Below are 24,688 nucleotides of genomic sequence, written 5' to 3' on the forward strand. Positions count from 1 at the left end.
CAGGATCACTGGAAGGCGCGCCGCCCAGATGGTGGCGCGCCTTTCGGCGTCTGGCTAGGCTCGGGGGCGTGGCTGATCCCAATGTAAGAAACTCCGAGAAATATATTGTCCAGCGCTTCCTTGCCGTAGACGACCAGGAGAACCCTGCCTACGACCGTTGCTCCACGTGGGTCCAGGCTGTTGCCCACGGCTTCCACCAAGAACGCCGCAACGCCGAATACCTTGCCAAGACCCTGACCGCCTACCGGATCGACAATCGCGAGCTGACCGGCGTGTACGTCAACGGAGGCGTGCCGGAACACTCCCTGGGGGCTGAAGTCCCCGTGGCGACCTATGCCACCATGCGCAAAGCCTTGAACATTGGCTTCGGGCGGCAGCTGGAATCCAACCTGGTGACTGCGGTGACAGTCCGTGGCACGCATCGCCGCAACGGAATCCTGCGTGGCATGATCACGGCAGATCTCGCCGGCGCCAAGGACGATGGCCTCGCCATGGCGGCACTTACGGCATCGGAGGGTTCCATCTATGGCCGCTTCGGTTTTGGAGTGGCCACGTTTGAGCGCAGCATAAAAGTGGATACCGGTCCACGGTTCCGACTTAAGGGACTGGCGAGCGGCACGGTCGAAGTCGCCGACCCGGCGGCGCTGCTTGAGCTGGCTCCGACGATCTTCGAACGCGTGCAGCACGTCAGCCCCGGATCCATGGAGCGGCAGGAGTACTACCGGCTGCTGGCATCAGGCTCGATAGGCCACGACGGCAAGCCGGACGCCGGTGTCCGCAGCGCACTGCACTACGACGCCTCCGGCATTGCGGATGGCTACGTCTCGTACCGCTTCAAGGGGTGGGATACAAAGCCCTACACCATGGAAATCGTGGACCTGGTGGCAGCGACGAATGCGGCCTACTTGGACCTCTGGCGGTTCCTGGGCAGCATCGACCTCATTGATCAGGTCACCTGGGCGGAAGCTCCCGTGGATGACCCCCTGACGTGGGCGCTTGAGGACCCGCGGTGTATCGACTCCTCGGATGTGCGGGACATGCTCTGGCTGCGGATACTCGACGCCCCCGCGGCTCTGTCTGCACGGCACTATCCAATTGCCCGCCGTCTCGTCCTGGGCGTCAGGGATTCACTGGGCTTGGCGGGCGGCACCTGGGTTCTGGAGTCCGACGACGACGGTGCTGCTGCCGTCGTCGAGGCAGCACCCGGCGCGACGCCTGACCTGGACATGGACGTCACAGACCTCGGCTCGATATACCTCGGAGCCGTGTCGCCGGTTACGCTTGCTGCGGCTGGGCGGATCCATGAACACCGGCCAGGCGCTGCTTTTGAGGCTCAGCAGATGTTCGCCGTCGAGCGATCGGCTCATTGCCTCACGCACTTCTAGCCACAACTTCACACGCTTCACACATATAGACAGGGACATCCATGGGGGATTCCAAGCGGCGGCTGCTGGCCGGCCGGCGATCAGTGCTGCTTGGAACGGCGGGCCTTGCGTCCGCCGCCCTGGCGGCGTGCGCAACTACTGAAAGCGTGGGCCAATCCACAACGAGTCCGGCGTCAACTGCACTTCCTTCCAGCGCTCCTGCAATTCCTTCAGCAGGGCCGGCCGCGCCGCCGCCACCTATCGAGGCGCTGTCCAGCCAGCAGGCCGCCGCTGCCCAGCAGTCTAGGGCGGGAAACCAAGCGGGAGCACCGCCGTCGAACGTTTCGTCCGGACTCGCCGCGCTGCCGGACAAAGAGCAGATCATCGCCGAATTCGGGGGACTGCGGCCCAAGGAATGGGGGCTGCACGTCACGGGCGTCGTGAACGGTTCGGCCTCCCGCCATGCCGCGCTGACCTTTGATGCCTGCGGCGGGCCCGGCGGAACGGGCTGTGGTCAGCAACTCCTGGCAACCCTGCGGTCCCTGAACGTGCCCGCCACGCTGTTCATGAACCAGCGCTGGATCCAGGCCAACCCGGGGCTGGCCGCGGAGCTCGCGGCCGATCCGCTTTTCGAGCTGGCGAACCACGGCTCCCAGCACCGGCCCCTGTCCGTGGCCGGCCAGGCCGCCTACGGCATTCCCGGAACCGCCGGCGTCGGCGCCGTCTACGACGAGATCATGGGCAACCAGCCGGTCCTTGGACAGCTGACCGGCAAGGCGGCACGCTTTTTCCGCCCGGGCACGGCCTTCTATGACGAGGTGACGGCTGCCATCACGCGCAGGCTGGGACTGCTGCCGGTCAACTTCACCATCAACGGCGACGCCGGTGCCAGCTATCCTGCCGGAGCAGTCGCCGCCGAGGTGGGGCGGACCGGGGCGGGGGACATCGTGATCTCGCATTTCAACAAGCCCGGCAGCGGGACCGCGGCGGGATATGCCAAGGCCCTGCCACGGCTTCTGGACCACGGCGTGACGTTCGCCCACCTGGGTGATGTCCTGCCGCTTTGACCCTCGTTGGCGGGAGCGACTAGAATAAACGGGCGCGTACTAGGTGCGCGTAAATTTACAATCCACAATTCAGGATGACCCGGCGACTTGCCGTGTCCTGCGGCCCGGATCCGGGCTTCAGGCGGTTTGCCTGACCGATACTCTATCCACAACGGAGCCCCTACTACATGACCATCACCTCCACCGAGAAGCCCGGTACCCCCGTAGTCGCCATTAACGACATCGGTACCGCTGAGGACTTCCTCGCAGCTGTCGACGCCACCATCAAGTACTTCAACGACGGAGACCTCGTCGAAGGTACCGTCGTCAAGGTCGACCGCGACGAAGTTCTGCTCGACATCGGTTACAAGACCGAAGGTGTCATCCCTTCCCGCGAGCTTTCCATCAAGCACGACGTAGACCCCGGTGACGTTGTCGCTGTTGGCGATCTCGTCGAAGCCCTGGTTCTCACCAAGGAAGACAAAGAAGGCCGCCTGATCCTGTCCAAGAAGCGTGCTCAGTACGAGCGTGCCTGGGGCGACATCGAGAAGGTCAAGGAAGAAGACGGCGTCGTTACCGGTACCGTCATCGAGGTTGTCAAGGGTGGTCTTATCCTCGACATCGGTCTGCGCGGCTTCCTGCCCGCGTCCCTCGTCGAGATGCGCCGCGTCCGCGACCTGGCTCCGTACATCGGTCAGCAGATCGAAGCCAAGATCATCGAGCTGGACAAGAACCGCAACAACGTTGTTCTGTCCCGCCGTGCATGGCTCGAGCAGACCCAGTCCGAGGTCCGCTCCACGTTCCTCAACAAGCTGGAAAAGGGCCAGGTCCGTCCCGGCGTTGTTTCCTCCATCGTCAACTTCGGTGCATTCGTGGACCTGGGCGGCGTAGACGGCCTCGTTCACGTTTCCGAGCTGTCCTGGAAGCACATCGACCACCCGTCCGAGGTTGTCGAAGTTGGCCAGGAAGTCACCGTCGAGGTTCTCGAGGTCGACCTGGACCGCGAGCGCGTTTCCCTGTCGCTCAAGGCCACGCAGGAAGACCCGTGGCAGACCTTCGCCCGCACCCACGCCCTCGGCCAGGTTGTTCCGGGTAAGGTCACCAAGCTGGTTCCGTTCGGTGCGTTCGTTCGCGTCGAAGACGGCATCGAAGGCCTCGTGCACATCTCCGAGCTGGCTGTCCGCCACGTGGAGCTGGCCGAGCAGGTTGTCTCCGTTGGCGACGAACTGTTCGTCAAGGTCATCGACATCGACCTCGAGCGCCGCCGCATCTCCCTCTCCCTCAAGCAGGCCAACGAGGGCGTTGACGCCGACAGCACCGAGTTCGACCCGGCTCTGTACGGCATGGCCGCTGAGTACGACGAAGAGGGCAACTACAAGTACCCCGAGGGCTTCGACCCCGAGTCGAACGAATGGCTCGAGGGTTACGAGACCCAGCGCGCAGCTTGGGAGCAGCAGTACGCTGACGCCCAGACCCGCTGGGAAGCCCACAAGAAGCAGGTTGCCCAGCACGCTGCCGACGACGCTGCTGCTGCAACGTCCGGTGAGAGCGACTCCGGCACCACCAGCTACTCCTCTGAGCCGGCTGCTTCGGAGGCTACCTCCGGTGGCACCCTGGCATCCGACGAGGCCCTCGCCGCTCTGCGCGAGAAGCTGACCGGCAACTAATTCCGCCTTTCCCTTCACCGGGAACAGCTGAATAGCCACGAAAGGACCCCCGCCGCTTGGCGGGGGTCCTTTTGCGTGCAGGCTGTGCCCGACGGCGGCGGGAGTCCTTGCGGCAGCAAGCAGCTGGCGCCAGGATCAGCCGCGGCCGTCGCCGTGGCCGGGGTCGATGTTCGGGTTGAGGTGGAAGAAATTCGTCGGGTCGTACTGCTTTTTGGCGGCGGCAAGCCGCTGCCAGTTCGCTCCCCAGCCGCGCCTGCTCACCTCCGGCCCGGTGTCAGCTTCGACGTTGAGGTAACTGCCGCCCGGCACGTACGCGTCCAGGGCCTGGGCGGTGCGTTTCGTCCACTCGATCATGGCCTGGTCGTCCACGGAGTTGTCCCACGAGGTGGGCAAGTCGTAGGCGAACTGCGCAGTCCTGTGCGCGAAGGCTGTGGCGGAACCATCCACGTCACTGATTGCTCCACCCAAGTGGTGGAAATCGATCTCCAGGGCAGGGTGGGGTGCGTTGGCGAAGGCCTCCACCGAAAGCTCGATGGCGGCCCGTGGCAATGTTTCCATCAGGCCCGTCTTCATGTAGTAGCGGCGGCCCCACGGATATTCGTCGTCCGACATGGACTGCATGAACAGGAACGGCCGCGGGCCGCTGAGGTCCACCGCCGGTGGCCCGTAGTCGCGCAGGGGCAGCACGGCCGACAAGCCGTCAGGAATGTCCCCGCACCACATGCCGGCCAGGCCGACGGCGGGCGCTCCATGCATCGCCGCCGGGTACGGATCGCTCCGGGGGACGTTGAACAGGAAGATCAGTGAGGTCAGTTCGCGGGGCGCGTCTGCAGCGTAATCCAAGTAGCGCTCAAATACCTCGTGGACCTGCTCAAGAGGCCAGGCAAGCAGCAGGGCGAGCACGTCCTGGCGTACCTCCTGGGCCTGGAACTCGAAGCCCGTGACAATGCCGAAGTTGCCGCCGCCTCCGCGCAGCGCCCAGAACAGCCCGGCGTTCTCATCTGCTGATGTGTGCAGGAGGCGGCCCTCTGCGGTCACCACGTCGGCGGAAAGCAGATGGTCGATCGTCAGCCCGTACCGGCGCATGAGCAGCCCGACGCCGCCGCCGAGGGCAAGGCCTCCGATGCCCGTATGCGAGACGACTCCCGCCGGAACAGCGAGACCGAATTCCTGGGTGCGCCGGTCGATCTCCCCGAGAAGGCAGCCGCCTCCCACCCGGACCCTCCGGGAGGCAGGGTCGACGCTGATGTCCTTCAGTCCCGCCAGTGAGATAACCATCCCGCCGTCGCTGGTGCCGAAGCCGGGCAGGCTGTGACCGCCGCAGCGTACCGCCGCCTCAAGCTGGTGCTCGCGCGCGAAGCGGACCGCGGTCTGGACTTCCGCTGCGTCCGTGCAGGTGGCGATGAGTGAAGGCCGGCGGTTGATCATCGCGTTCCAGACCCTGCTTTGTGCGGCATAGGGTGCCTCCCCGGGCACTGCGACGGGCAGCCGCAGGGCCGAACGAAGCCGGGAGATCTGTCGTTCCGTGATCAGGGGATGAACGGCGGCGTCCATCCCCTGATGCTATTCCTGCGACATGCCGGCGGGAAGACCGGCCTGACGACGTACCGGAGGTTGCAGGAGTCCAAGGCGTGCGCGGACTGAGCCGGGCTGCTCGGAAAGTGCGGCGCCGGCCGAGCGCAGCAGCGCCTGGGCCGCCCGATTGGCGGGAGTCGTAGCCGCTTCCAGCACGGTGGCACCGGCGGATGCGGCCTCGGCGGCCACGAGCTTGAGGGCCAGGCCGCCGAAGCCTTGGCTCCGGAAACTCCGGCCCAGCCAGATGCCGGTTTCCACGGCACCGGGTCCCGTGCGCTTCAGCCTGATGGAACCGGCGATCCTTCCCCCGGTCACGATGGCCCAGCTCTTCTCCTGCGATGTGCCGTCGAGGCCGGCCATGGCGTCCCGGTGGTACTTCCGGAACCATTCGATCCGTTCCGCATTCCAGCCGGCGCCCAACGGCGGCGTGACCTCGTCCGGGTCCGCGTCCCCGAGCGCGAGGTCGAGCAGCCGTTCCAGCACCTCTTCGGTCACGTCAAGCAGTCTGACGTCCAGCCGCCGGACGTCCGGCGTCGGCTCACCTTGTGACATCGATCCACTCCGTTCCCTCCGGCTGGAGCACGGCGGCCCCGGCGGTCAGCGACGCAAGCCGGGCACCGGCGTCGTCGATTGCTGCGGGCTCGTCCGGAAGCGCCAGCCGCAGGACCGTCTCACTGGGCCCATAGCCGGTTTCCGCCATGACATATCCGGCGGAGCGGAGCTCGTTCTCGAGCCGTCCGGCGGCGGCATGCGGAACGCTGACGGCGCACAGCCGCAGGCGGCGGCGTTGAACCAACGGTGCGGCATCAAGCGCCGTCGAAACCGACTCCGAATAGGCCCGGACCAGCCCGCCCGCACCGAGCAGGATCCCGCCGAAATAGCGCACGACGACGGCACTGATGTCGCTGAGGTCCGTCACCGCGGGCTGTGTCTCGCGCTTGATGAGCGCCTCCAGCATGGGGATGCCGGCGGTGCCGGACGGTTCGCCGTCGTCGCTGGAGCGCTGGACCATGCGGTCGGGGCCGATCACGAAGGCGGAGCAGTGGTGGCGGGCATCGTGGAATTCCCGGCGGAGGTCCGCGACGAGGGCCCTGGCCGCGTTTTCGTCGCCGCAGCGCCGCAGCACGGTGATGAAGCGGGAACGCTTGATCTCCAGCTCATGGCGGAAGTCAGGGCCCGCAGCCAGCGTCGTATACGCCGTTGCCCGGCTCACTTGTTCTTGCACCGCCCCAGTCTAGTGCTGGCATGGGCCCACGCTGCCAGGGTTCCCTGAGCGAGCGCAGCGAGTTCGTGGGGCGGTGGGGGGCCCACGCTGCCAGGGTTCCCTGAGCGAGCGCAGCGAGGTCAGGGAGGCAGTGGGGATTAGTCTGGAGGGGTGCTGAAGATCGGACTGACGGGCGGCATCGCCTCGGGGAAATCGCTGGTGGCGTCAACATTGAAGGAACTCGGGGCCGTGCTCATCGACGCCGACGTCATCGCGCGGGAGGTCGTCGAGCCGGGAACCCCGGGTCTCGCCCGTGTGGTGGAGGCCTTCGGCACGGAGATTCTCGACGCCGACGGGCGGCTCGACCGGCCGGCACTCGGCGCGATCGTCTTCAAGGATCCGGAGCGGCGGGAGGTCCTCAACGGCATCATCCACCCCCTGGTGCGGGAGCGCGCCGCCGCGATACTCTCCGCCGCGGCCCCCGGCGATGTGGTTGTCCAGGACATACCGCTCCTCGTCGAAACCGGCCAGGGCAGCAGCTTCCACCTGGTGCTGGTGGTCGACGCCCCGGACGAGGTCCGGGTCCGGCGCATGGTGGAGCATCGGGGCATGACCCCGGACGAGGCCGCGTCCCGCATGGCCGCCCAGGCCACCCGCGCCGAGCGCTTGGCTGCCGCGGACGTGATCCTGGACAATTCGGGCAGCGTGGAGGAGATCCGCGCGCGCGTGCAGGAGCTGTGGGAACAGCGGCTGCTCCCGTTCGCCCGGAACCTGGTGGAGCCGCGCACGGCGCCACGGTCCGGCGGACCGCTCATCGTCCCTGCTGATCCGGACTGGCCGGCCCAGGCCGGGCGGCTGATCGAGCGGATCCGGAAGTCCTCCTCGGAAGTGCACGGCGTGGAACACATCGGCTCCACCTCGGTGCCCGGCCTGGACGCGAAGGACGTCCTCGACCTGCAGGTGGCCGTCTCCTCGCTGGCGGCTGCAGACCGGATTGCCGGGGAACTGGCCGAGGCAGGATTCCCCGTGAAAGCCGGGGCCGTCCGGGACACCCCCACGCCGCCGGACCAGGACCCTTCCGCCTGGCAGAAACGCTTCCACGGCAACGCCGACCCCGGCCGGGCCGCCAACGTCCACGTCCGCGTGCAGGGCAGCCCGGGCTGGCGCTACGCCTTGCTGTTCCGCGACTGGCTGCGCGGAAACCCGGAGGCAGCGGCCCGGTACGCGGCCGAGAAGCACCGGCTCGCCGCCCTGCACGCCGGTGACGGCGGGACGGTGCGTTACGCGGAGGCGAAGGAGCCGTGGTTCACCGAGGTGGCCTGGCCGGAGATGGAGGCGTGGGCCGAGCAGAGCGGCTGGCAGCCGCCGTCGTACGATGAACCGGTGCAAACCCGGACAGTAACTGTCCGGGGGCAGGGGTAGATTTGTTCCATGAGCCTTGCCCAGGAGATCAACCGTGTCGTCGCGCCCTTCGAGGTCATCAGCGAGTTCCAGCCGGCCGGTGACCAGCCGGCCGCCATCGCGGAGTTGACCGAACGGATCAACAACGGCGAGAAAGACGTGGTGCTGCTGGGCGCCACCGGTACCGGCAAGAGTGCCACCACGGCCTGGCTGATCGAGCAGGTCCAGCGTCCCACCCTGGTGATGGTCCAGAACAAGACCCTCGCGGCGCAGCTCGCCAACGAATTCCGCGAGCTCCTGCCCAACAACGCGGTGGAATACTTCGTCTCCTACTACGACTACTACCAGCCGGAAGCGTACGTCCCGCAGACGGACACCTTCATTGAGAAGGACTCCTCCGTGAACGAGGAAGTGGAGCGGCTGCGGCACTCCGCCACCAACGCCCTCCTGACGCGGCGCGACGTGATCGTGGTGGCCACCGTGTCCTGCATCTACGGCCTGGGCACCCCCGAGGAATACATCGCCGGCATGGTCACGCTCCGCAAGGGCGCGGAAATGAACCGGGACGACCTCCTGCGGAAGTTCGTCTCCATGCAGTACACCCGCAACGACATGGACTTCCACCGCGGCACCTTTCGGGTCCGCGGCGATACCGTGGAGATCATTCCCATGTACGAGGAACTTGCCCTGCGCATCGAGTTCTTCGGCGACGAGATCGAGAACATCTACACCCTGCATCCCGTCACAGGTGACGTCATCCGCGAGGAAACAGAGATGTATATCTTCCCGGCCTCGCACTATGTCGCCGGCCCCGAACGCATGGGCCGGGCCATCACGGCCATTGAAACCGAGCTCGCCGAGCGGCTCAACGTCCTGGAGGGCCAGAACAAGCTCGTCGAGGCCCAGCGCCTGCGCATGCGCACCACGTACGACCTCGAGATGATGCAGCAGATGGGCTTCTGCAACGGCATCGAGAACTACTCCCGGCACATCGATGGCCGTGACGGCGGCACGGCCCCGCACTGCCTCATCGACTACTTCCCGGATGATTTCCTGCTGGTCATCGACGAATCCCACGTCACGGTCCCGCAGATCGGCGCCATGTACGAGGGCGACATGTCCCGCAAGCGGACCTTGGTGGACCACGGCTTCCGGTTGCCGTCGGCCATGGACAACCGGCCGCTGAAGTGGGACGAGTTCCTGGAGCGCGTCGGGCAGACCGTCTACCTCTCGGCCACGCCCGGCAAGTACGAGCTCGGCAAGGCCGATGGCTACGTGCAGCAGATCATCCGCCCCACCGGCCTGATCGACCCCGAGGTCATCGTCAAGCCCACCAAGGGGCAGATCGACGATCTCCTCGGCGAGATCCGGCTCCGCACCGAACGCGATGAACGCGTCCTGGTCACCACGCTCACCAAGCGCATGGCCGAAGACCTCACCGACTACCTGTTGGGCCACGGCATCAAGGTCCAGTACCTGCACTCGGATGTGGACACCCTGCGCCGGGTGGAGCTCCTGCGCGAACTGCGCATGGGCAGCTTCGACGTCCTCGTGGGCATCAACCTCCTCCGCGAAGGCCTGGACCTTCCCGAAGTCTCGCTGGTCAGCATCCTCGACGCCGACAAGGAAGGCTTCCTCCGTTCGGCAACCTCGCTCATCCAGACCATCGGCCGTGCCGCCCGCAACGTCTCCGGCCAGGTGCACATGTACGCGGACCGCATCACGGACTCCATGGCCAAGGCGATCGACGAAACCAACCGGCGCCGCGAAATCCAGGTGCAGTACAACACGGACAACGGCATCGACCCCCAGCCGCTGCGCAAGAAGATCGCGGACATCACGGACCAGCTGGCCCGGGAGGACGCCGACACCAAGGAACTCCTGGCAGCCACGGGCAAGGGCCGCGGCAAGGGCAAGTCCGCGGTGACCGTCCGCGCCGACGGCCTCGCCGCCGCGCCGGCCGAAGACCTGGTGGGGCTGATCGAGCAGCTAACGGAGCAGATGCACGCCGCGGCGGCCGAACTGCAGTTCGAGATCGCGGCCAGGATCCGCGATGAGGTGGGCGAACTGAAACGCGAACTGCGGCAGATGCAGTCGGCCGGGCACGCCTAGGGTAAAGTTGAGGTCACGTAGGGGAGTATCCCAAGCGCTACGTCCGTCAACACGCAAGGCACAGACGCCTCGCCGGGCCTAGCGGGCAGCCGATTCAAGCACAAAGTGCGCAGGCCTGCCGGAGAGACTTACACCAATTCCGTGCACCCTGCGAAAGGCCTCTTCCGTGCAACTTCCCGTCTGGTTCGAGATCGGCTCGTTTGTCGCCCTCGGCATCATTCTCCTGATCGACCTGCTGCTGGTCGTCAAACGTCCCCACGAACCCTCCATGAAGGAGGCCGGGCTCTGGGTGGCCTTCTACGTGACGCTGGCCCTCGTGTTCGCCGGCGCCATGTTCGCTTTCGCCGGCGTCGAGTACGGCAGCCAGTTCATTGCCGGCTGGGTGACTGAATACAGCCTCAGCATCGACAACCTGTTCGTCTTCATCATCATCATGGCCCGCTTCGCCGTGCCCCGGAAATACCAGCAGGAAGTGCTGATGGTGGGCATCATCATCGCGCTCATCCTGCGCGGCATCTTCATCGCCCTGGGCGCCGTGGTGATCGAGCAGTTCAGCTGGGTCTTCTACATCTTCGGTGCCTTCCTGCTCTGGACGGCGTGGAAGCAGGCCCAGGATGAAGGCGAGGACGAGGAAGAGGGCGCCGAGAACCCGCTGATCGCCCGCCTCCGCAAGGTGGTGCCGATGTCGGAGAAGTTCGACGGCGGCAAGCTGCGCACCACGGTTGGCGGCAAGAAGGTCTTCACTCCCATGCTGATCGTCTTCGTGACCATCGGCATGACGGATCTCCTGTTCGCGGTGGACTCCATCCCCGCCATCTTCGGCCTCACCCAGAGCGCCTTCATCGTGTTCACGGCCAATATTTTCGCCCTCATGGGCCTGCGCCAGCTGTACTTCCTGCTGGGCGGCCTCATGAACCGGCTCGTCTACCTGAAGCACGCGCTGTCCGTCATCCTGGCGTTCATCGGCGTCAAGCTCGTCCTGCACGCCATGCACGTCAATGAGCTGCCGTTCATCAACGGCGGCCAGCACATCGAATGGGCCCCGGAGATCCCGACGTTTGTCTCGCTGGCGGTCATCATCGGCACCATCGTGGTGGCTGTTGTGGCCAGCCTGCTCAGCCCGGCTGCCCGCCAGTCCAAGCTGGACGCCCGTCTTGAGGAAGACGCGCGCAAGAGCCTGAGCGAAGCCGAGTAAGCAGGCGGTTCACACGGTAGTCTCGTGAAGTGACCTCTACTTCGACGACGGCGCTGGATCCGCACCGGGTCCAGCGCCGTTCCGTTTTCCTGCTCAGTTCGGCCCAACTGCTCAGCGGCATCGGCAACGGAGCCACACTGTCCATCGGCTCCCTGCTCGCCGTGGACCTTGGCGGCTCGGACGCCTGGGCGGGCTCCGTCACCACCATCACCACCCTTGCCGCCGCGGTGGCTGCGTTGCCCCTGGCCGGCCTCGCCGAGCGGCGCGGACGGCGCATCGGTCTGGTGGCCGGACTCGTCGCAGCCATGGCCGGCGCCCTGTTGGTCATCGTTTCGGCCGTCACCGCCTCCTTCGTGCTCCTGCTCCTGGGGGCGGCGCTTCTGGGGTTGGGCACGGCGTCCAACCTGCAGGCGCGCTTCGCGGCCGTGGACCTCGCCGATCCGGAACACCGCGGACGTTCGCTGTCCACAGTGGTGTGGGCCGTGACCATCGGCGCCGTGGCCGGGCCCAACCTGATCCAGCCGGGCGCCGTTGTGGGCACCGCGCTGGGCCTGCCCGCCATCGCCGGACCCTTCGTCTTCTCCGCCGCGGGCCTGCTGCTGGCCGCGGTACTGCTCTTTGCCGGGCTGCGTCCGGACCCGCTGCTGCTTGCCCGGAAACTCCGGAACGGGGCCGCCGACGGCGCTGCGGCCGGGGCGAGCGGAGCCGCGCCCGCCAAGAAGCGTTCCTTGTCCGAAGGGATGCGGGCCGTCCGGGCGTCGCCGCAGGCGTCGCTGGCCCTGCTCGCGATCGTGGCCGCGCACGGGATCATGGTTGCCGTCATGTCCATGACGCCCCTGCACCTGCAGCAGATGCTCGGCGGTTCCAGCGCCGGGCACCACGGCGGCACCGACGCCCTGGTGGTCATCGGCTTCACGATTTCCCTGCACATCGCGGGAATGTTCGCCCTGTCGCCGCTCATGGGCTGGCTCACCGACCGTGTGGGCCGCACCAGGACCATTGCCGTTGGCTTCGTGCTGCTGGTGCTGGCGGTCGGCCTGGCGGGTTTCGGGCAGCACAGCACCTCCCTGGTCACCACCGGATTGGTGGTGCTGGGCCTGGGCTGGTCGGCGGCGACCATTGCCGGTTCCACCCTGCTGGCCGAGAGCGTGGCCCAGGAACAGCGGGTCACCGTCCAGGGCGTCTCGGACACCGTGATGGGCGCCGCCGGTGCCCTCGGCGGAGCATCGTCCGGGCTGGTCCTGGCGTGGGTGGGCTACCAGGGACTGAACATCGCGGCCGGGGTCCTCGGCCTTGCGGTGCTGCTCGTAGCGGCTGCCGCCGCAGCAAAGCGCCCGGCCGCGGAGGCCGGACGCCTCACGGACTAGGCCAACTGCCGTCGGGCAGTGCCGTCTGACTGGGGCACGCCGTGGCAGCTTAGCGCTGGCCCCGGACCATCCCCAAGAGCCGCGCGAAGATCCCTTCGCCGTCCTCGGCGATGCCGTCGTGGTGGAACTCGTCGGTGACCCAGGCCTGCAGGCCGCGGACAGCCCCGGCGGTTTCCATGGACAGCCCGTGGTCCACGTAGATGTCGTCCTTGTAGACGGCGGCCGCGACGGGAACCGTGTTCGCGGCGAGCCGTTCGACGTCGTAGAGCGGCTCCCAGTCCTCCTTGGCGGCCAGCAGTTCCGCCACTTCACGCAGCGGCGCGAGCGCCGGATCCTGCTCGAAGTACCAGGGGTACACCATCTCGCCGGTCAGCAGGGGCTCGGCGGCGTCCGGCCGGAACTCCGGGAACTCGTCGAGGACGCGGTGCGCCGCCCAGTTGGTGGCCTGCCCCTGGCCGTAGATGGATTCGTGCATCACGGCATAGAGCGGGTTGCCGGCGCGGGCCACGATGGGCCGGAGTTGCTCCAGGAACGCGTCGGAGAGGCGCTCCCCGTCAGGGCCCGTGACGAACGCGTCTTCCAGCAGGTAGTGCAGGGCGTCCACCCGGGCATTGCCGCCCAGGAACGAGCCGGCCATCTGGAAACGCTCCACGGTGAGGCGGCCGCCGTCGGGCAGGTATTCCTCGTGCTGCTCAAGGTGCCGGGCGATCCGGGTGACGAGCGCCCGGTCTTCGGGGTACCAGCCGAAGTATTCGACGTTGCGTTCGGCGACCCGCTGGAAGGTGGCCCGGTAGACCCGTTCCGCCGGTCCCTGCAAGGGTGCGAGGCCGCCGGTGATGAGGACCTCGCGGAGTCCTTCCGGGGCGAAGGATAGGTAGTTCAGCGCGCAGAAGCCGCCGAAACTCTGCCCGAACACCGTCCAGGGCCGGCCCCCGGCCAGGATTCGGCGGATGGCCTCGGCGTCCGCCACGATCGAATCGGCACGGAAATGCGTCAGGTACCTGGCCTGAGCTGCGGCGTCGCCACGGAGCGGCAGTGTGGTGCGGTCGGCGGGGGAGGACAGTCCTGTGCCGCGCTGGTCCAGCATGAGGATGCGGAAATCACGGGCGGCCGCCTTCATCCAGCCGGAAAGGCTCGAGATGCGGTTGCCGCGGCCACCCGGGCCACCCTGCAGGAACAACAGCCAGGGCAGTTCGCTGGCCTCCGTTTCGCTGTGTTCGGTCGAACTGTACTCCCGCGCAAAAACGGTGATGCTCTCGCCGTCCGGCACCGAGTGGTCCAGCGGGAGGGAGAAGCAGTGTTCGGCGGTGCGTACTCCGCGGAACTCGTGGCGGGCGCGGACGGAATGCTGCTCAGCCACGGCTGGCAGCCTTCGCCCCCATGCCGGACTGGGACCCGCCGAATTCCGCCCCGCTGAATTCCGTCAGGGCGTCGCCAGTGAGGCGGAACGTGGACCATTCCTCCATCGGGAGGGCGCCGATCTTCTTGTAGAAGTTGATGGACGGCTCATTCCAGTTCAGGACGCTCCACTCCACGCGTGCGTAGCCGCGCTCGACGGCGGTGGCCGCCAGATGCTGCAGCAGCGCCTTGCCGTGGCCGTCGCCGCGCGCTTCCGGGGTGACATAGAGGTCCTCCAGGTAGATGCCGTGGACGCCTTCCCAGGTTGAGTAGTTCAGGAACCACAGGGCGAATCCCTGGACGTTCCCGGCTGCATTCTCGGCCATGGTGGCATAGACCCGGGGGTTCTCCCCGAACAACACCTCCGTGAGCATTTCCGGGGTGTTCTTGACGGCGTCGGGTTCTTTTTCGTAGATCGCGAGGTCGTGGATCATCCGGAGGATGGCAGGTACGTCTTCAACGGTGGCAGGGCGGATTACACTCATGTGTTCGAGCTTACTAGGGCCCTACAGCCACCGGAGCCGTGAGCTGCCATAGCGGACCGGCGGGCCGCTGTAGCCGAGCGGTGCGCCGTCGACGCAGAGAGGCGGAGGCACATGGCGGAGTCTGCCATGGACGCTGTCCGCGATGCGGTAGCGTGGCTGCGGCGCCTCATCGGCGGGATCCGCGGCGGCGGGGAGCGCAAAGAGCTCTTCGGCGGTGCGGGCCAGGGAGAGCCGGGCCCACCCACCTGTTCCTGTCCTGAGCCGCTCGGCCAGAAGGGACAGCGCGGCGGCGGCCAGGCCGTAGCCCGTGGCGTGGTCCAGGGCCTGCACGGGCAATGTCCCCGGATGCCAGCCGTCCTCCTCCAGCCGGCCGTAGCGCGCGGCGATGCCCGAGGCCGCCTGGACGAGGCTGTCGAATCCCCGCCGCCCGCGCCACGGTCCTTCGTGGCCCCAGGCACTCAGGGCCACGACCACAAGGTCGGGGCGCCGTGCCAGCAGTGCCTCGGGCCCCAGGCCGAAGCGGTCCAGTCCGCCGGCGCGGTAGCCGGAGACCACGACGTCGGCCGAGTCGAGCAGCTGCTCCAGGGCCCGCAGAACGCCCGGGTCCCGGAAGTCTGCCACGGCACTGCGCTTGTCAAAGCCGGTGTCGACATGGAGGTCGGGCAGTTCGGGAAGGTCCGGGGGATCGATGCGCAGGACGTCCGCACCCAGTGCGCCGAGCAGGCGCGTGGCGATCGGTCCGGCGATCACGCGTGTCAGGTCGAGAACCCTCAGCCCGGCCAGGGGCCTGTCCGGGAAGGCAGAGGGAAGCCATGATGAAGGCCGTCCCGCGGACGGCGCGTGCGGCGCTGTCCCGGGCCCGGAGAACCGGACCCACGGTCCCGCGGCCGCCGCCGCATGCATCGGCGTGGCGAGCCACTCCTCCCGGGTGCGGACGGCTGCCGCAACCCCGCCACGCGCACAAATCGCGTCCTCGGCCTCGACGGCGGTCATCCCCAGCAGGGCCGTGTCGACCTCCGTCGGGCCGGTCGCCCGGAGCGCTTCAAGGAGCCGCGCCTCGTGGTGGGGGTAGTTGGCATGGAGGCGGATCCAGCCGTCTGAGGTGCGCCGGAATCCCGACATCGGGGCGAACGCTTCGGCCTTCAGGCCGGCGATCCGCAGATGGCCCAGGGAGTCGAACGACGCCGCCGTTGAGCCGGCCTCCACGGAATACCGCCCTGCGTTGTTCGTCAGGGCATTGAGGGCTGTTGCGGCGGCCCGGACGGCTCCCAAGGCGAGGCCCTCGACATCCAGTTCCCCGCGCCACCAGCGTCGCGGACCCGTGCAGGGCGCCGGCGACTGTGCCCTGACGGATTCGAGAATCCGCAGGCTCTGTGTCAGGTCCGGGACGGTGTCCAGCTGCGCCACCTACAGCCTGTTGACGTCCGTGACCTTGACCACCGCTGTGCCGGTCTCGTCGGAAGCCGCAAGGTCCACTTCCGCGGAGATGCCCCAGTCGTGGTTTCCGGCGGGGTCCTCGAAGATCTGCCGGACCCGCCACAGGCCCGGCTCCTCGGTGATCATGAGCAGGCCGGGGCCGCGGGCGTCGGGTCCGGTGCCGATGTCGTCGTGCTCGTCGAAATAGTCGTCCAGCACGTCTTCCCAGCGTTCGGCATCCCAGCCGCTGCCGGCGTCGAGCTCGCCCAAAGCAGCCGAATCCTCGTCGGCGAACAGCTCCACGCGGCGGAACATTTCGTTCCGGACCATGACGCGGAAAGCCCGGATGTTGGAGGTGAGCGACGGCGGCGGGGGCGGCGGCGCGTCGTGCGGCGTCGGTGCCAGGCCGGAGGTGAGCTCCTCCCACTCGTCCAGGAGGCTCGAGTCGACCTGGCGCACAAGTTCACCCAGCCAGGCGATGAGGTCCTCGAGGTCCTCGCGCAGCGCATCCTGCGGGACGGTCTGGCGCAGCGCCCGGAAGCCGTCCGCCAGGTAGCGCAGCACGATGCCCTCGGAGCGGGCCAGGCCGTAGAACTGGACGAACTCGCCGAAGTTCATGGCGCGCTCGTACATGTCGCGGATGATCGACTTGGGCGCCAGCTCGAAGTCGCCCACCCACGGTGCGGCCTTCCGGTACACCTCGAACGCCTCGCCCAGGATCTCCGCCAGCGGCTGCGGGTAGCTGACCTCGTCCAGCATGGCCATGCGCTGGTCGTAGTCGATCCCGTCGGCCTTCATCGCGGCCACGGCCTCGCCGCGGGCCTTCTTCAGCTGCGCCGAGAGGATCTGCCGGGGCTTCTCCAGCGTCGCCTCCATGACGGACACCACGTCCAGGGCGTACGACGGCGACTCCGGGTCCAGGAGCTCCAGCGCCGCCAGCGCAAAGGGGGACAGCGGCTGGTTCAAGGCGAAGTTCGCCTGCAGGTGGACGGTGAGGCGCACGGTGCGGCCTTCCTTCTCCTGCTCATCCTCGGGGATCCGCTCCACCACGCCGGCGGCCAGAAGCTCCCGGTAGATGCCAAGGGCCTTCTTCATGAGCTGCAGCTGCGAGGCGCGGGTCTCGTGGTTCTCGGTGAGCAGGCGGCGTGCGGCCACGAACGGGTCGCCCGGGCGCTCCATGATGTTGAGCAGCATCGCGTGCGTGACACTGAAGCTCGAGGTCAGGGGGTCCGGCACGGACTCCACCAGGCGGTCGAAGGTGGGCCGGCCCCAGGACACAAAGCCCTCCGGCGGCTTCCTGCGGACCACCTGCCGCAGCTTCTTCTGGTCGTCGCCGAACTTGGCCGTGGCCTTCGCCATGGCCTTCGCGTTTTCCACCACGTGCTCGGGCGCCTGCACCACCACGGTGCCGGCGGTGTCATAGCCCGCGCGGCCCGCCCGGCCGGCGATCTGATGGAACTCCCGTGAGTTCAGCACCCGGGTGCGGACGCCGTCGTACTTGCTCAAAGCGGTCAGGAGGACCGTGCGGATGGGCACATTGATCCCGACGCCGAGGGTGTCGGTGCCGCAGATGACCTTCAGGAGGCCGGCCTGCGCCAGCTGCTCCACGAGGCGGCGGTACTTCGGCAGCATGCCGGCGTGGTGCACGCCGATGCCGTGGCGGACCAGGCGGTTCAGAGTCTTGCCGAAGCCGGCGGCGAAGCGGAAGTTCGCGATCAGCTCGGCGATCTTGTCCTTCTCCTCGCGGCTGCACATGTTGATGCTCATGAGGTTCTGGGCGCGTTCGATCGCCTCGGCCTGGCTGAAGTGCACCACGTAGACGGGGACCTGCTTGGTGGCGAGGAGATCTTCCAGGGTTTCGTGGACCGGCGTTTCCTGGAAGTAGTTGTGCAGGGGGATGGGCCGTTCGGCGGAGCTCACGGTAATCGTGGGCCGGCCGGTGAGTTCGCTCATGCCGGCCTCGAACCGGCTCACATCGCCCAGCGTCGCCGACATGAGCAGGAACTGGGCCTGGGGGAGTTCCAGCAAGGGCACCTGCCAGGCCCAGCCACGCTGCGGATCGGAGTAGAAATGGAACTCGTCCATGATGACGGCGCCCAGATCGGCGGCGGCACCCTCGCGCAGGGCGATGTTGGCCAGGATCTCGGCGGTGCAGCAGATGATGGGCGCATCCTGGTTGACGCCGGAATCGCCGGTGATCATGCCGACGTTCTCCGCGCCGAAGATGTCGCAGAGGGCGAAGAACTTCTCGGAGACCAGGGCCTTGATGGGTGCCGTGTAGTAGCTGCGCTGACCCCGGGACATGGCCTCGAAGTGCGCCGCGATGGCCACGAGCGACTTGCCCGAGCCCGTGGGGGTCGCCAGGATCACGTTGGCGCCGGAAGCCAGCTCCATGATGGCCTCATCCTGGGCCGGGTAGAGCTGCAGCCCGCGGCTTTCGGTCCACTCCACAAACCGTGTGTAGATTTCGTCCGGGTTGGCAGGGCCGGTGCCCGTTGCGGGGGCGGACGGTCCAGGGAGCTGATCAAGAAGTTTCATTGCTTTCCAGCTTAGTGCCAGGCCCCGGCGATAGGCTCGCCACAGGAACCGCCGTCAAGCCAGAGGAGACCTCCGTGAAATGGGACCCCGCCAAATACGTTGAGTTCGGCAACCACCGGGACCGGCCGTTCCACGACCTCGTCGCGAGGGTCCTCGCGGACGGACCCCGCCATGTGGTGGACCTCGGCTGCGGGCCGGGCAAGCTGACGGCCACCCTCGCCGCCCGCTGGCCCGGGGCCAAGGTCCTGGGCCTGGACTCGTCCGCCGAGATGCTGGCGCAGGCGGCGGCCCAGGCGGCCGCCGCCACCAATCTGGAGTTCGCCCTGGCAGACATCGCGGAGTGGATGCCGGAACCGGATACCGACGTCGTAGTCACGAATGCCGCACTGCAATGGGTTCCCGGCCACCGGGAGATGCTCGGAAACTGGCTCACCGCGCTTCAGCCAGGGGCCTGGTTCGCCCTGCAGGTACCGGGAAACTTCACCTCGCCCTCGCACGTGCTCATGAAGGAGCTGGCGGAATCGCCCGAATGGTCCGGCCGGCTCGCCGGAGTCCTCCGCCACGACGACGCGGTGGGCAGCCCTGCCGAGTACCTGGAGATCATGCTCGACGCCGGGTGTGCGGCAGACGCGTGGGAGACCACCTACCAGCAGCTCCTGCCGGGCGAGGACCCTGTGCTGGATTGGGTCCGCGGAACAGGCCTGCGGCCCGTCCTCGCGGCCCTGTCCGCCGAGGAGGCGGCGGCGTTCGAAGCGCAGTACTCCGCCCTGTTGAGTGAGGCCTACCACCGCACCGCCCATGGGACTGTCTTCCCGTTCCGGCGCATCTTCGCCGTGGCCCGCAAGAAGTCCTGAGGCGCCGGGCCATGCGTAGCAATCACGGTCCGCAGTGCCCGCAGCTTGTCCAGCACCGGCGCCGCTGGTCTAATGCTCCAATGGACCAAGGACGCTTCGCCGAGATCATGACGCACTGCCAGCTGCGTGCTGCCGGCGGCCCGGCAGCACGGGGTGCCCTGTGAGCGGGGCGGCGGAATTCCCCGGTCAGTGGCGGCCCAGCCAATCGAGCACCGTGGCCCTGTTCGAACAGCTGCGCCTGCGCATCATCGAGCTGGTGGACGGCGGTACGCTCGCCGTCGGGGCCAAACTCCCGCCCGTGCGGAACCTGGCCGGCCTCCTGGACGTGGCCCCGCATACGGTGGCCCGCGCCTACAAGGAACTCGAGGCGGCCGGTGTGGTGGCCACCCGGGGACGGAACGGCACCGTCGTGTGCGCGCGGGACGACCGCTGGGGCGCGCTCGCAGCCGCAGCGGCCCAGTACTCGGCCGCCGCCAAGGCCCAGGGAGCATCATTTGCGGAGGCCGTTCAGCTGCTGGCCGCGGCCTACGACGCCGATTGATACCCGCCAGTAGGCCGTGCCCGCACCGTGTCCACGGAGTGTCCGCGCCTCGTGGAAATTCGAAGAAGTTTTCGATTAGCATTAGTGGGTGCCCAAAGCCGTAGCTGACGATCCAGCCCTCGATGCCCTGAACAGTGTTGCCGTGCCGAAGCCGGCCACGCCCGCCAGACCTGATCTGTCGCGGCTCGTGGTCAAGGGGGCCAGGGAACACAACCTGCGCAACGTCGATCTCGACCTGCCCCGGGACGCCATGATTGTCTTCACCGGGCTGTCCGGCTCCGGCAAGTCCTCCCTCGCCTTCGATACGATCTTCGCCGAGGGCCAGCGCCGCTACGTGGAATCCCTGTCCGCCTATGCGCGCCAGTTCCTGGGCCAGGTGGACAAGCCGGATGTGGACTTCATCGAAGGCCTGTCCCCGGCGGTCTCCATCGACCAGAAGTCCACCAGCAAGAACCCGCGCTCCACAGTCGGCACCATCACCGAGATCTACGACTACATGCGCCTGCTGTGGGCCCGTGTCGGCCGGCCGCACTGCCCCGAATGCGGGGAGCCGATCACCAGGCAGACGCCGCAGCAGATCGTGGACCAGCTCCTTGAGCTCGACGCCGGAACGCGGTTCCAGGTGCTCGCCCCTGTGGTGCGTGGCCGCAAGGGCGAATTCGTGGAGCTCTTCAAGGAACTCACCGCCAAGGGCTACTCCCGTGCCCGGGTGGACGGGGAGCTCGTCCAGCTCAGCGATCCGCCCAAGCTCGGCAAGCAGTTCAAGCACTCCATCGAAGTCGTGGTGGACCGCCTGGTGGTCAAGGAAGGCATCAGCCAGCGGCTCACCGACTCTGTCGAGACCGCTCTCGGCTTGGCCGAGGGCCGGCTCCTGATCGAGTTCGTGGACGTCGACGCCGAGGATCCCGCCCGGATCAGGGCTTTCTCCGAGAACCTGGCCTGCCCCAACGAGCACGCGCTCGCCATCGATGAGATCGAACCGCGTACGTTTTCCTTCAACAACCCCTTCGGTGCCTGCTCGGCCTGCAGCGGCATCGGCACGAAGCTGGAGGTGGACGAGGAACTCGTCGTTCCCAACCCGGAACTCTCGCTCGCGCAGGGCGCCATCGCACCGTGGTCCCTCGGCACGGCCACCACGGAGTACTGGAACCGGTTGCTGGAGGGCCTGGCCCTGGAGCTTGAATTCTCCATGGACACCGCCTGGGAGAAGCTCCCCAAGGAGATCCGGCAGACCGTGCTGTACGGCAAGGACCACAAGGTTGTGGTGCAGTACCGCAATCGCTTCGGCCGTGAACGCAAGTACAGCACCGGCTTCGAAGGCGCCATCCAGTATGTGCACCGCAAGCACGGCGAGACCGATTCCGATTGGGCCCGTGACCGCTACGAAGAGTACATGAGGCAGATCCCGTGCCCCGAGTGCAACGGTGCCCGCCTCAACCCGGCCTCGCTCTCCGTGCTGATCAACGGCAAGTCCATTGCCGCCGTCGCCGCCATGCCCATGCGCGAGTGCGCCGAGTTCCTGGGGAGCCTCACACTCACCGGGCGCGAGGCGCAGATCGCCCACCAGGTCCTGAAGGAAATCCAGGCCCGCCTGACCTTCCTCCTGGACGTCGGCCTGGAATACCTGAACCTCGAACGCCCCTCCGGCACGCTGTCCGGCGGCGAGGCCCAGCGCATCCGGCTCGCCACGCAGATCGGCTCGGGACTGGTCGGCGTGCTGTACGTCCTGGACGAACCCTCCATCGGCCTGCACCAGCGGGACAACCGCCGGCTCATTGAAACCCTCACCCGGCTCCGGGACCTCGGCAACACGCTGATCGTGGTGGAGCACGATGAGGACACCATTCACGAGGCCGACTGGGTGGTGGACATCGGACCGGGCGCCGGCGAGCACGGCGGCCAGGTGGTCCACTCGGGTTCGTACAAGGAACTCCTCGAGAACACCAACTCGCTGACGGGCGACTACCTGTCCGGGCGGCGCAGCATCGAGATCCCGGCCAAGCGCCGCAAGTACGACAAAAAGCGCGAGCTCAAGGTCGTCGGGGCGCGCGAGAACAATCTCAACAATGTGGACGCCGCCTTCCCGTTGGGTCTGTTCACGGCCGTCACCGGGGTCAGCGGTTCCGGCAAGTCCACCCTGGTCAACGAGATCCTGTACAAGGTCCTTGCCAACAAGCTCAACGGCGCCAAGCAGGTGGCCGGCCGCCACCGCTCGGTGGAAGGCCTGGAGCACCTGGACAAGGTGGTGCACGTGGACCAGAGCCCCATCGGCCGCACTCCGCGCTCCAACCCGGCCACCTACACCGGTGTCTTCGACAACATCCGCAAGCTCTTCGCCGAGACCACCGAGGCCAAGGTCCGCGGCTACCAGCCCGGTCGCTTCTCCTTCAACGTCAAGGGCGGCCGCTGCGAAGCCTGCTCGGGCGACGGCACCCTGAAGATCGAAATGAACTTCCTGCCGGATGTCTACGTGCCCTGCGAGGTGTGTCACGGGGCGCGATACAACCGCGAAACCCTGGAGGTCCACTACAAGGGCAAGACCATCGCGGATGTCCTGAACATGCCCATCGAGGAGGGTGCCGAGTTCTTCGCGGCGTTCAGCCCGATCGCCAGGCACCTCAACACCCTGGTGGACGTCGGCCTCGGCTACGTGCGCCTGGGCCAGCCGGCCACCACGCTCTCCGGCGGCGAAGCGCAGCGCGTCAAGCTTGCGGCAGAACTGCAGAAGCGCTCCAACGGCCGCAGCGTGTACGTCCTCGACGAGCCCACCACTGGCCTGCACTTCGAGGACATCAGGAAGCTGCTCATGGTGCTCCAGGGCCTCGTGGACAAGGGCAACACGGTGATCACCATCGAGCACAACCTGGACGTCATCAAGTCGGCGGACTGGATTGTGGACCTGGGCCCCAACGGCGGTTCCGGCGGTGGCATGGTCGTGGCCACGGGTACCCCGGAACAAGTGGCCAAATCCACGGAAAGCCACACGGCAGCGTTCCTGGCCGGGATCCTCGGCCAATGACGCTGCCCGGCGGCACCGCCGGCCGGAACAGATTCCCACTGCCCAGTATCCCGGACCAGGAAATATTCCGACGGCGGCATGTGAGTTTCAGGCATGACGCCACTCGTGAGAAACTAACCCGGTGACTCAAACAACGGTGCCCGTAATCTTCGATCTGGACGGCACCCTTGTCGATCCGGCCGGTGGCATAACAGGCGGAATCTCGGCGGCCCTCGGTGAAATGGGACTTCCGGTCCCGGAACAGTCCGTACTGGACGCCATGGTCGGCCCCAAGCTCAGCGATTCCCTGCAGCACATGGCCTTGGTCCCCGGCGATCTGGTGGACGAAGCCATCGAGCGCTACCGGGCCCATTACCGGGCCACGGGCATCGCCCAAAGCAAGCTGTACCCGGGCATCCGTGCGCTGCTGGAATTCTTCTCCGAATCCGGCCGCCCCGTGGCCGTGGCCACGCAGAAGCCGCAGGGCATCGCCCGGCTGGTGCTCGAGCACCATGGCATCGACACCTTCTTCGTCTCCATCCGCGGTGCCTCCGACGACGAGTCCGTGGCGGCAAACTCCGCCCCCGGCAAGGTCGAGATCGTGGGCGCGGCCCTCGCGGACCTGCACTCCCAGCCCGCCGTCATGGTGGGGGACCGGCACCAGGACGTCGCAGGAGCCATGGCCAACGGCCTGGACTGCATCGGCGTCAGCTGGGGCTTTGCCCCCCACGGCGAACTCGAGGAAGCCGGCGCCGTCGCCATTGTGAAGACCGCCGTGGAACTGCGGAAGAAAATTGAAGAACTTGACGCCGTCCGTGCGGCGGCCCTGAGCGAGGTGCGCAACGATGGCGCTGTTTGATGCAGTCCGCTGGACAACACGTGGACTGATCGCCGGCACCTGCCGGCCCACCGTCGTCGGCCTTGAAAACGTCCCCACGGACGGCCCCTTCATCGTGGCCCCGAACCACCTCTCCTTCTTCGACAGCGTCATCGTCCAGGCGCTCATGCCGCGGCCAGTGGCCTTCTTCGCCAAAGCCGAGTACTTCACCACGGGCGGCGTTAAGGGCAAGATCATGAAATCCTTCTTTGAGTCCGTGGGCTCCATCCCCGTGGAGAGGGGCGAGCAGGCAGCCAGCGTCCAGGCGCTCAAGACACTCCTGGACATCCTGGAAGCCGGCAAAGGCATCGGCATCTACCCCGAGGGGACCCGCTCACGGGACGGCATTCTGTACCGTGGCCGCACGGGCGTGGGCTGGCTTGCGCTGACCACCGGAGCGCCGGTTGTTCCGGTCGGCCTGATCGGTACCGAGAGCCTGCAGCCGGCCGGCGAAAAAGGCTTCAAGCCGCATCACTTCACCATGAAGGTGGGGGAGCCCCTCTACTTTGACAAGACCGGCCCGGACCACTCCCTTCCGGCACGCCGCGAGGTCACCGACAAGATCATGGACGCCATCGCAGCCCTGAGCGGCCAGGAACGCTCCACCAGCTACAACCAGAGCAAGTCTGTCGACTAGATACTCATAGACT

The 24,688-nt window shown here is 67.1% G+C and carries 19 protein-coding genes; 12 read left to right on the plus strand and 7 right to left on the minus strand.

The genetic code is table 11. The features are described from left to right. Nucleotides 1-68: 68 nt before the first annotated feature. The 3 genes from NVV90_RS10135 (at nt 69) to rpsA (ending at nt 4,077) form a co-directional block, all read left to right on the plus strand. Entirely contained in the window at nt 69-1,385 is a 1,317-nt protein-coding gene (locus tag NVV90_RS10135) for a GNAT family N-acetyltransferase (RefSeq protein ID WP_258441013.1), read from the plus strand. A gap of 41 nt (nt 1,386-1,426) precedes the next feature. Continuing rightward, entirely contained in the window at nt 1,427-2,431 is a 1,005-nt protein-coding gene (locus tag NVV90_RS10140) for a polysaccharide deacetylase family protein (RefSeq protein WP_258441014.1), read from the plus strand. Nucleotides 2,432-2,598: 167 nt separating this feature from the next. Next, the gene (rpsA, locus tag NVV90_RS10145; protein ID WP_258441015.1) at nt 2,599-4,077 is read left to right on the plus strand and encodes a 30S ribosomal protein S1; all 1,479 of its coding nucleotides are present in this window, start codon (nt 2,599-2,601) and stop codon (nt 4,075-4,077) included. A gap of 135 nt (nt 4,078-4,212) precedes the next feature. Here the strand turns inward: rpsA and NVV90_RS10150 are convergent, their stop codons facing one another. Genes NVV90_RS10150 through NVV90_RS10160 form a run of 3 tightly spaced genes read right to left on the minus strand, consistent with a single transcriptional unit; the run spans nt 4,213 to nt 6,877 of the window. Further along, nucleotides 4,213-5,631, minus strand: coding sequence for an FAD-binding oxidoreductase (locus tag NVV90_RS10150; protein ID WP_258441016.1), 1,419 nt, complete (start codon nt 5,629-5,631; stop codon nt 4,213-4,215). Nucleotides 5,632-5,640: 9 nt separating this feature from the next. Next, nucleotides 5,641-6,204: a GNAT family N-acetyltransferase gene (locus NVV90_RS10155; RefSeq protein ID WP_258441017.1), complete on the minus strand. Its 564-nt coding sequence runs from the start codon at nt 6,202-6,204 to the stop codon at nt 5,641-5,643. Then, nucleotides 6,191-6,877: a YigZ family protein gene (locus tag NVV90_RS10160; RefSeq protein ID WP_258441018.1), complete on the minus strand. Its 687-nt coding sequence runs from the start codon at nt 6,875-6,877 to the stop codon at nt 6,191-6,193. The genes NVV90_RS10155 and NVV90_RS10160 overlap by 14 nt, the downstream gene beginning before the upstream one ends. 150 nt (nt 6,878-7,027) lie before the next feature. Here NVV90_RS10160 and coaE point away from each other — a divergent pair, with 150 nt between their 5' ends. The 4 genes from coaE (at nt 7,028) to NVV90_RS10180 (ending at nt 12,931) form a co-directional block, all read left to right on the plus strand. Next, a complete protein-coding gene (gene coaE, locus NVV90_RS10165; RefSeq protein ID WP_258441019.1) occupies nt 7,028-8,278 on the plus strand; it encodes a dephospho-CoA kinase in 1,251 nt (416 codons plus the stop codon). A 9-nt stretch (nt 8,279-8,287) separates the two neighbouring features. Beyond that, nucleotides 8,288-10,369, plus strand: coding sequence for an excinuclease ABC subunit UvrB (gene uvrB, locus NVV90_RS10170; RefSeq protein ID WP_258441020.1), 2,082 nt, complete (start codon nt 8,288-8,290; stop codon nt 10,367-10,369). 166 nt (nt 10,370-10,535) lie between these two features. After that, complete coding sequence (locus NVV90_RS10175; RefSeq protein ID WP_258441021.1) at nt 10,536-11,564, plus strand: TerC family protein; 1,029 nt, start codon at nt 10,536-10,538, stop codon at nt 11,562-11,564. A 29-nt stretch (nt 11,565-11,593) separates the two neighbouring features. Then, complete coding sequence (locus NVV90_RS10180) at nt 11,594-12,931, plus strand: MFS transporter (RefSeq protein WP_258441022.1); 1,338 nt, start codon at nt 11,594-11,596, stop codon at nt 12,929-12,931. Nucleotides 12,932-12,980: 49 nt separating this feature from the next. Here NVV90_RS10180 and NVV90_RS10185 read toward each other — a convergent pair whose 3' ends face one another. The 4 genes from NVV90_RS10185 to NVV90_RS10200 are packed head-to-tail and all read right to left on the minus strand — an operon-like array spanning nt 12,981 to nt 18,768. Beyond that, nucleotides 12,981-14,291, minus strand: coding sequence for an alpha/beta hydrolase (locus NVV90_RS10185; protein ID WP_258441023.1), 1,311 nt, complete (start codon nt 14,289-14,291; stop codon nt 12,981-12,983). Further along, nucleotides 14,284-14,814 (minus strand): GNAT family N-acetyltransferase, encoded by a 531-nt coding sequence (locus NVV90_RS10190; protein WP_258437195.1) that lies wholly within the window; start codon nt 14,812-14,814, stop codon nt 14,284-14,286. The genes NVV90_RS10185 and NVV90_RS10190 overlap by 8 nt, the downstream gene beginning before the upstream one ends. Before the next feature lie 21 nt (nt 14,815-14,835). Then, the gene (locus NVV90_RS10195; protein ID WP_309304050.1) at nt 14,836-16,221 is read right to left on the minus strand and encodes a CoA transferase; all 1,386 of its coding nucleotides are present in this window, start codon (nt 16,219-16,221) and stop codon (nt 14,836-14,838) included. Next, a complete protein-coding gene (locus NVV90_RS10200) occupies nt 16,222-18,768 on the minus strand; it encodes an RNA helicase (protein WP_258437196.1) in 2,547 nt (848 codons plus the stop codon). It abuts the gene before it with no gap. Between the two features lie 74 nt (nt 18,769-18,842). On the opposite strand from NVV90_RS10200, the gene NVV90_RS10205 reads away from it, so the two are divergent. The 5 genes from NVV90_RS10205 to NVV90_RS10225 all read left to right on the plus strand — a co-directional run bounded on the left by NVV90_RS10205 (nt 18,843) and on the right by NVV90_RS10225 (nt 24,675). Further along, a complete protein-coding gene (locus NVV90_RS10205; protein WP_258437197.1) occupies nt 18,843-19,622 on the plus strand; it encodes a trans-aconitate 2-methyltransferase in 780 nt (259 codons plus the stop codon). Between the two features lie 160 nt (nt 19,623-19,782). Further along, on the plus strand, nt 19,783-20,163 hold the full coding sequence (locus tag NVV90_RS10210) for a GntR family transcriptional regulator (RefSeq protein ID WP_258437198.1): 381 nt from the start codon (nt 19,783-19,785) through the stop codon (nt 20,161-20,163). A gap of 88 nt (nt 20,164-20,251) precedes the next feature. Continuing rightward, complete coding sequence (gene uvrA / locus NVV90_RS10215) at nt 20,252-23,182, plus strand: excinuclease ABC subunit UvrA (RefSeq protein WP_258437199.1); 2,931 nt, start codon at nt 20,252-20,254, stop codon at nt 23,180-23,182. A 121-nt stretch (nt 23,183-23,303) separates the two neighbouring features. Continuing rightward, nucleotides 23,304-24,020 carry an HAD hydrolase-like protein gene (locus NVV90_RS10220; protein ID WP_258437200.1) on the plus strand — a complete coding sequence of 239 codons (717 nt, stop codon included), beginning with the start codon at nt 23,304-23,306 and terminating at the stop codon, nt 24,018-24,020. Further along, nucleotides 24,007-24,675: a 1-acyl-sn-glycerol-3-phosphate acyltransferase gene (locus NVV90_RS10225; protein WP_258437201.1), complete on the plus strand. Its 669-nt coding sequence runs from the start codon at nt 24,007-24,009 to the stop codon at nt 24,673-24,675. The genes NVV90_RS10220 and NVV90_RS10225 overlap by 14 nt, the downstream gene beginning before the upstream one ends. The last annotated feature ends 13 nt before the right edge of the window (nt 24,676-24,688 follow it).

Origin of the sequence: Arthrobacter sp. CJ23 (genome assembly GCF_024741795.1) — a bacterium.
GTDB lineage: Bacteria > Actinomycetota > Actinomycetes > Actinomycetales > Micrococcaceae > Arthrobacter.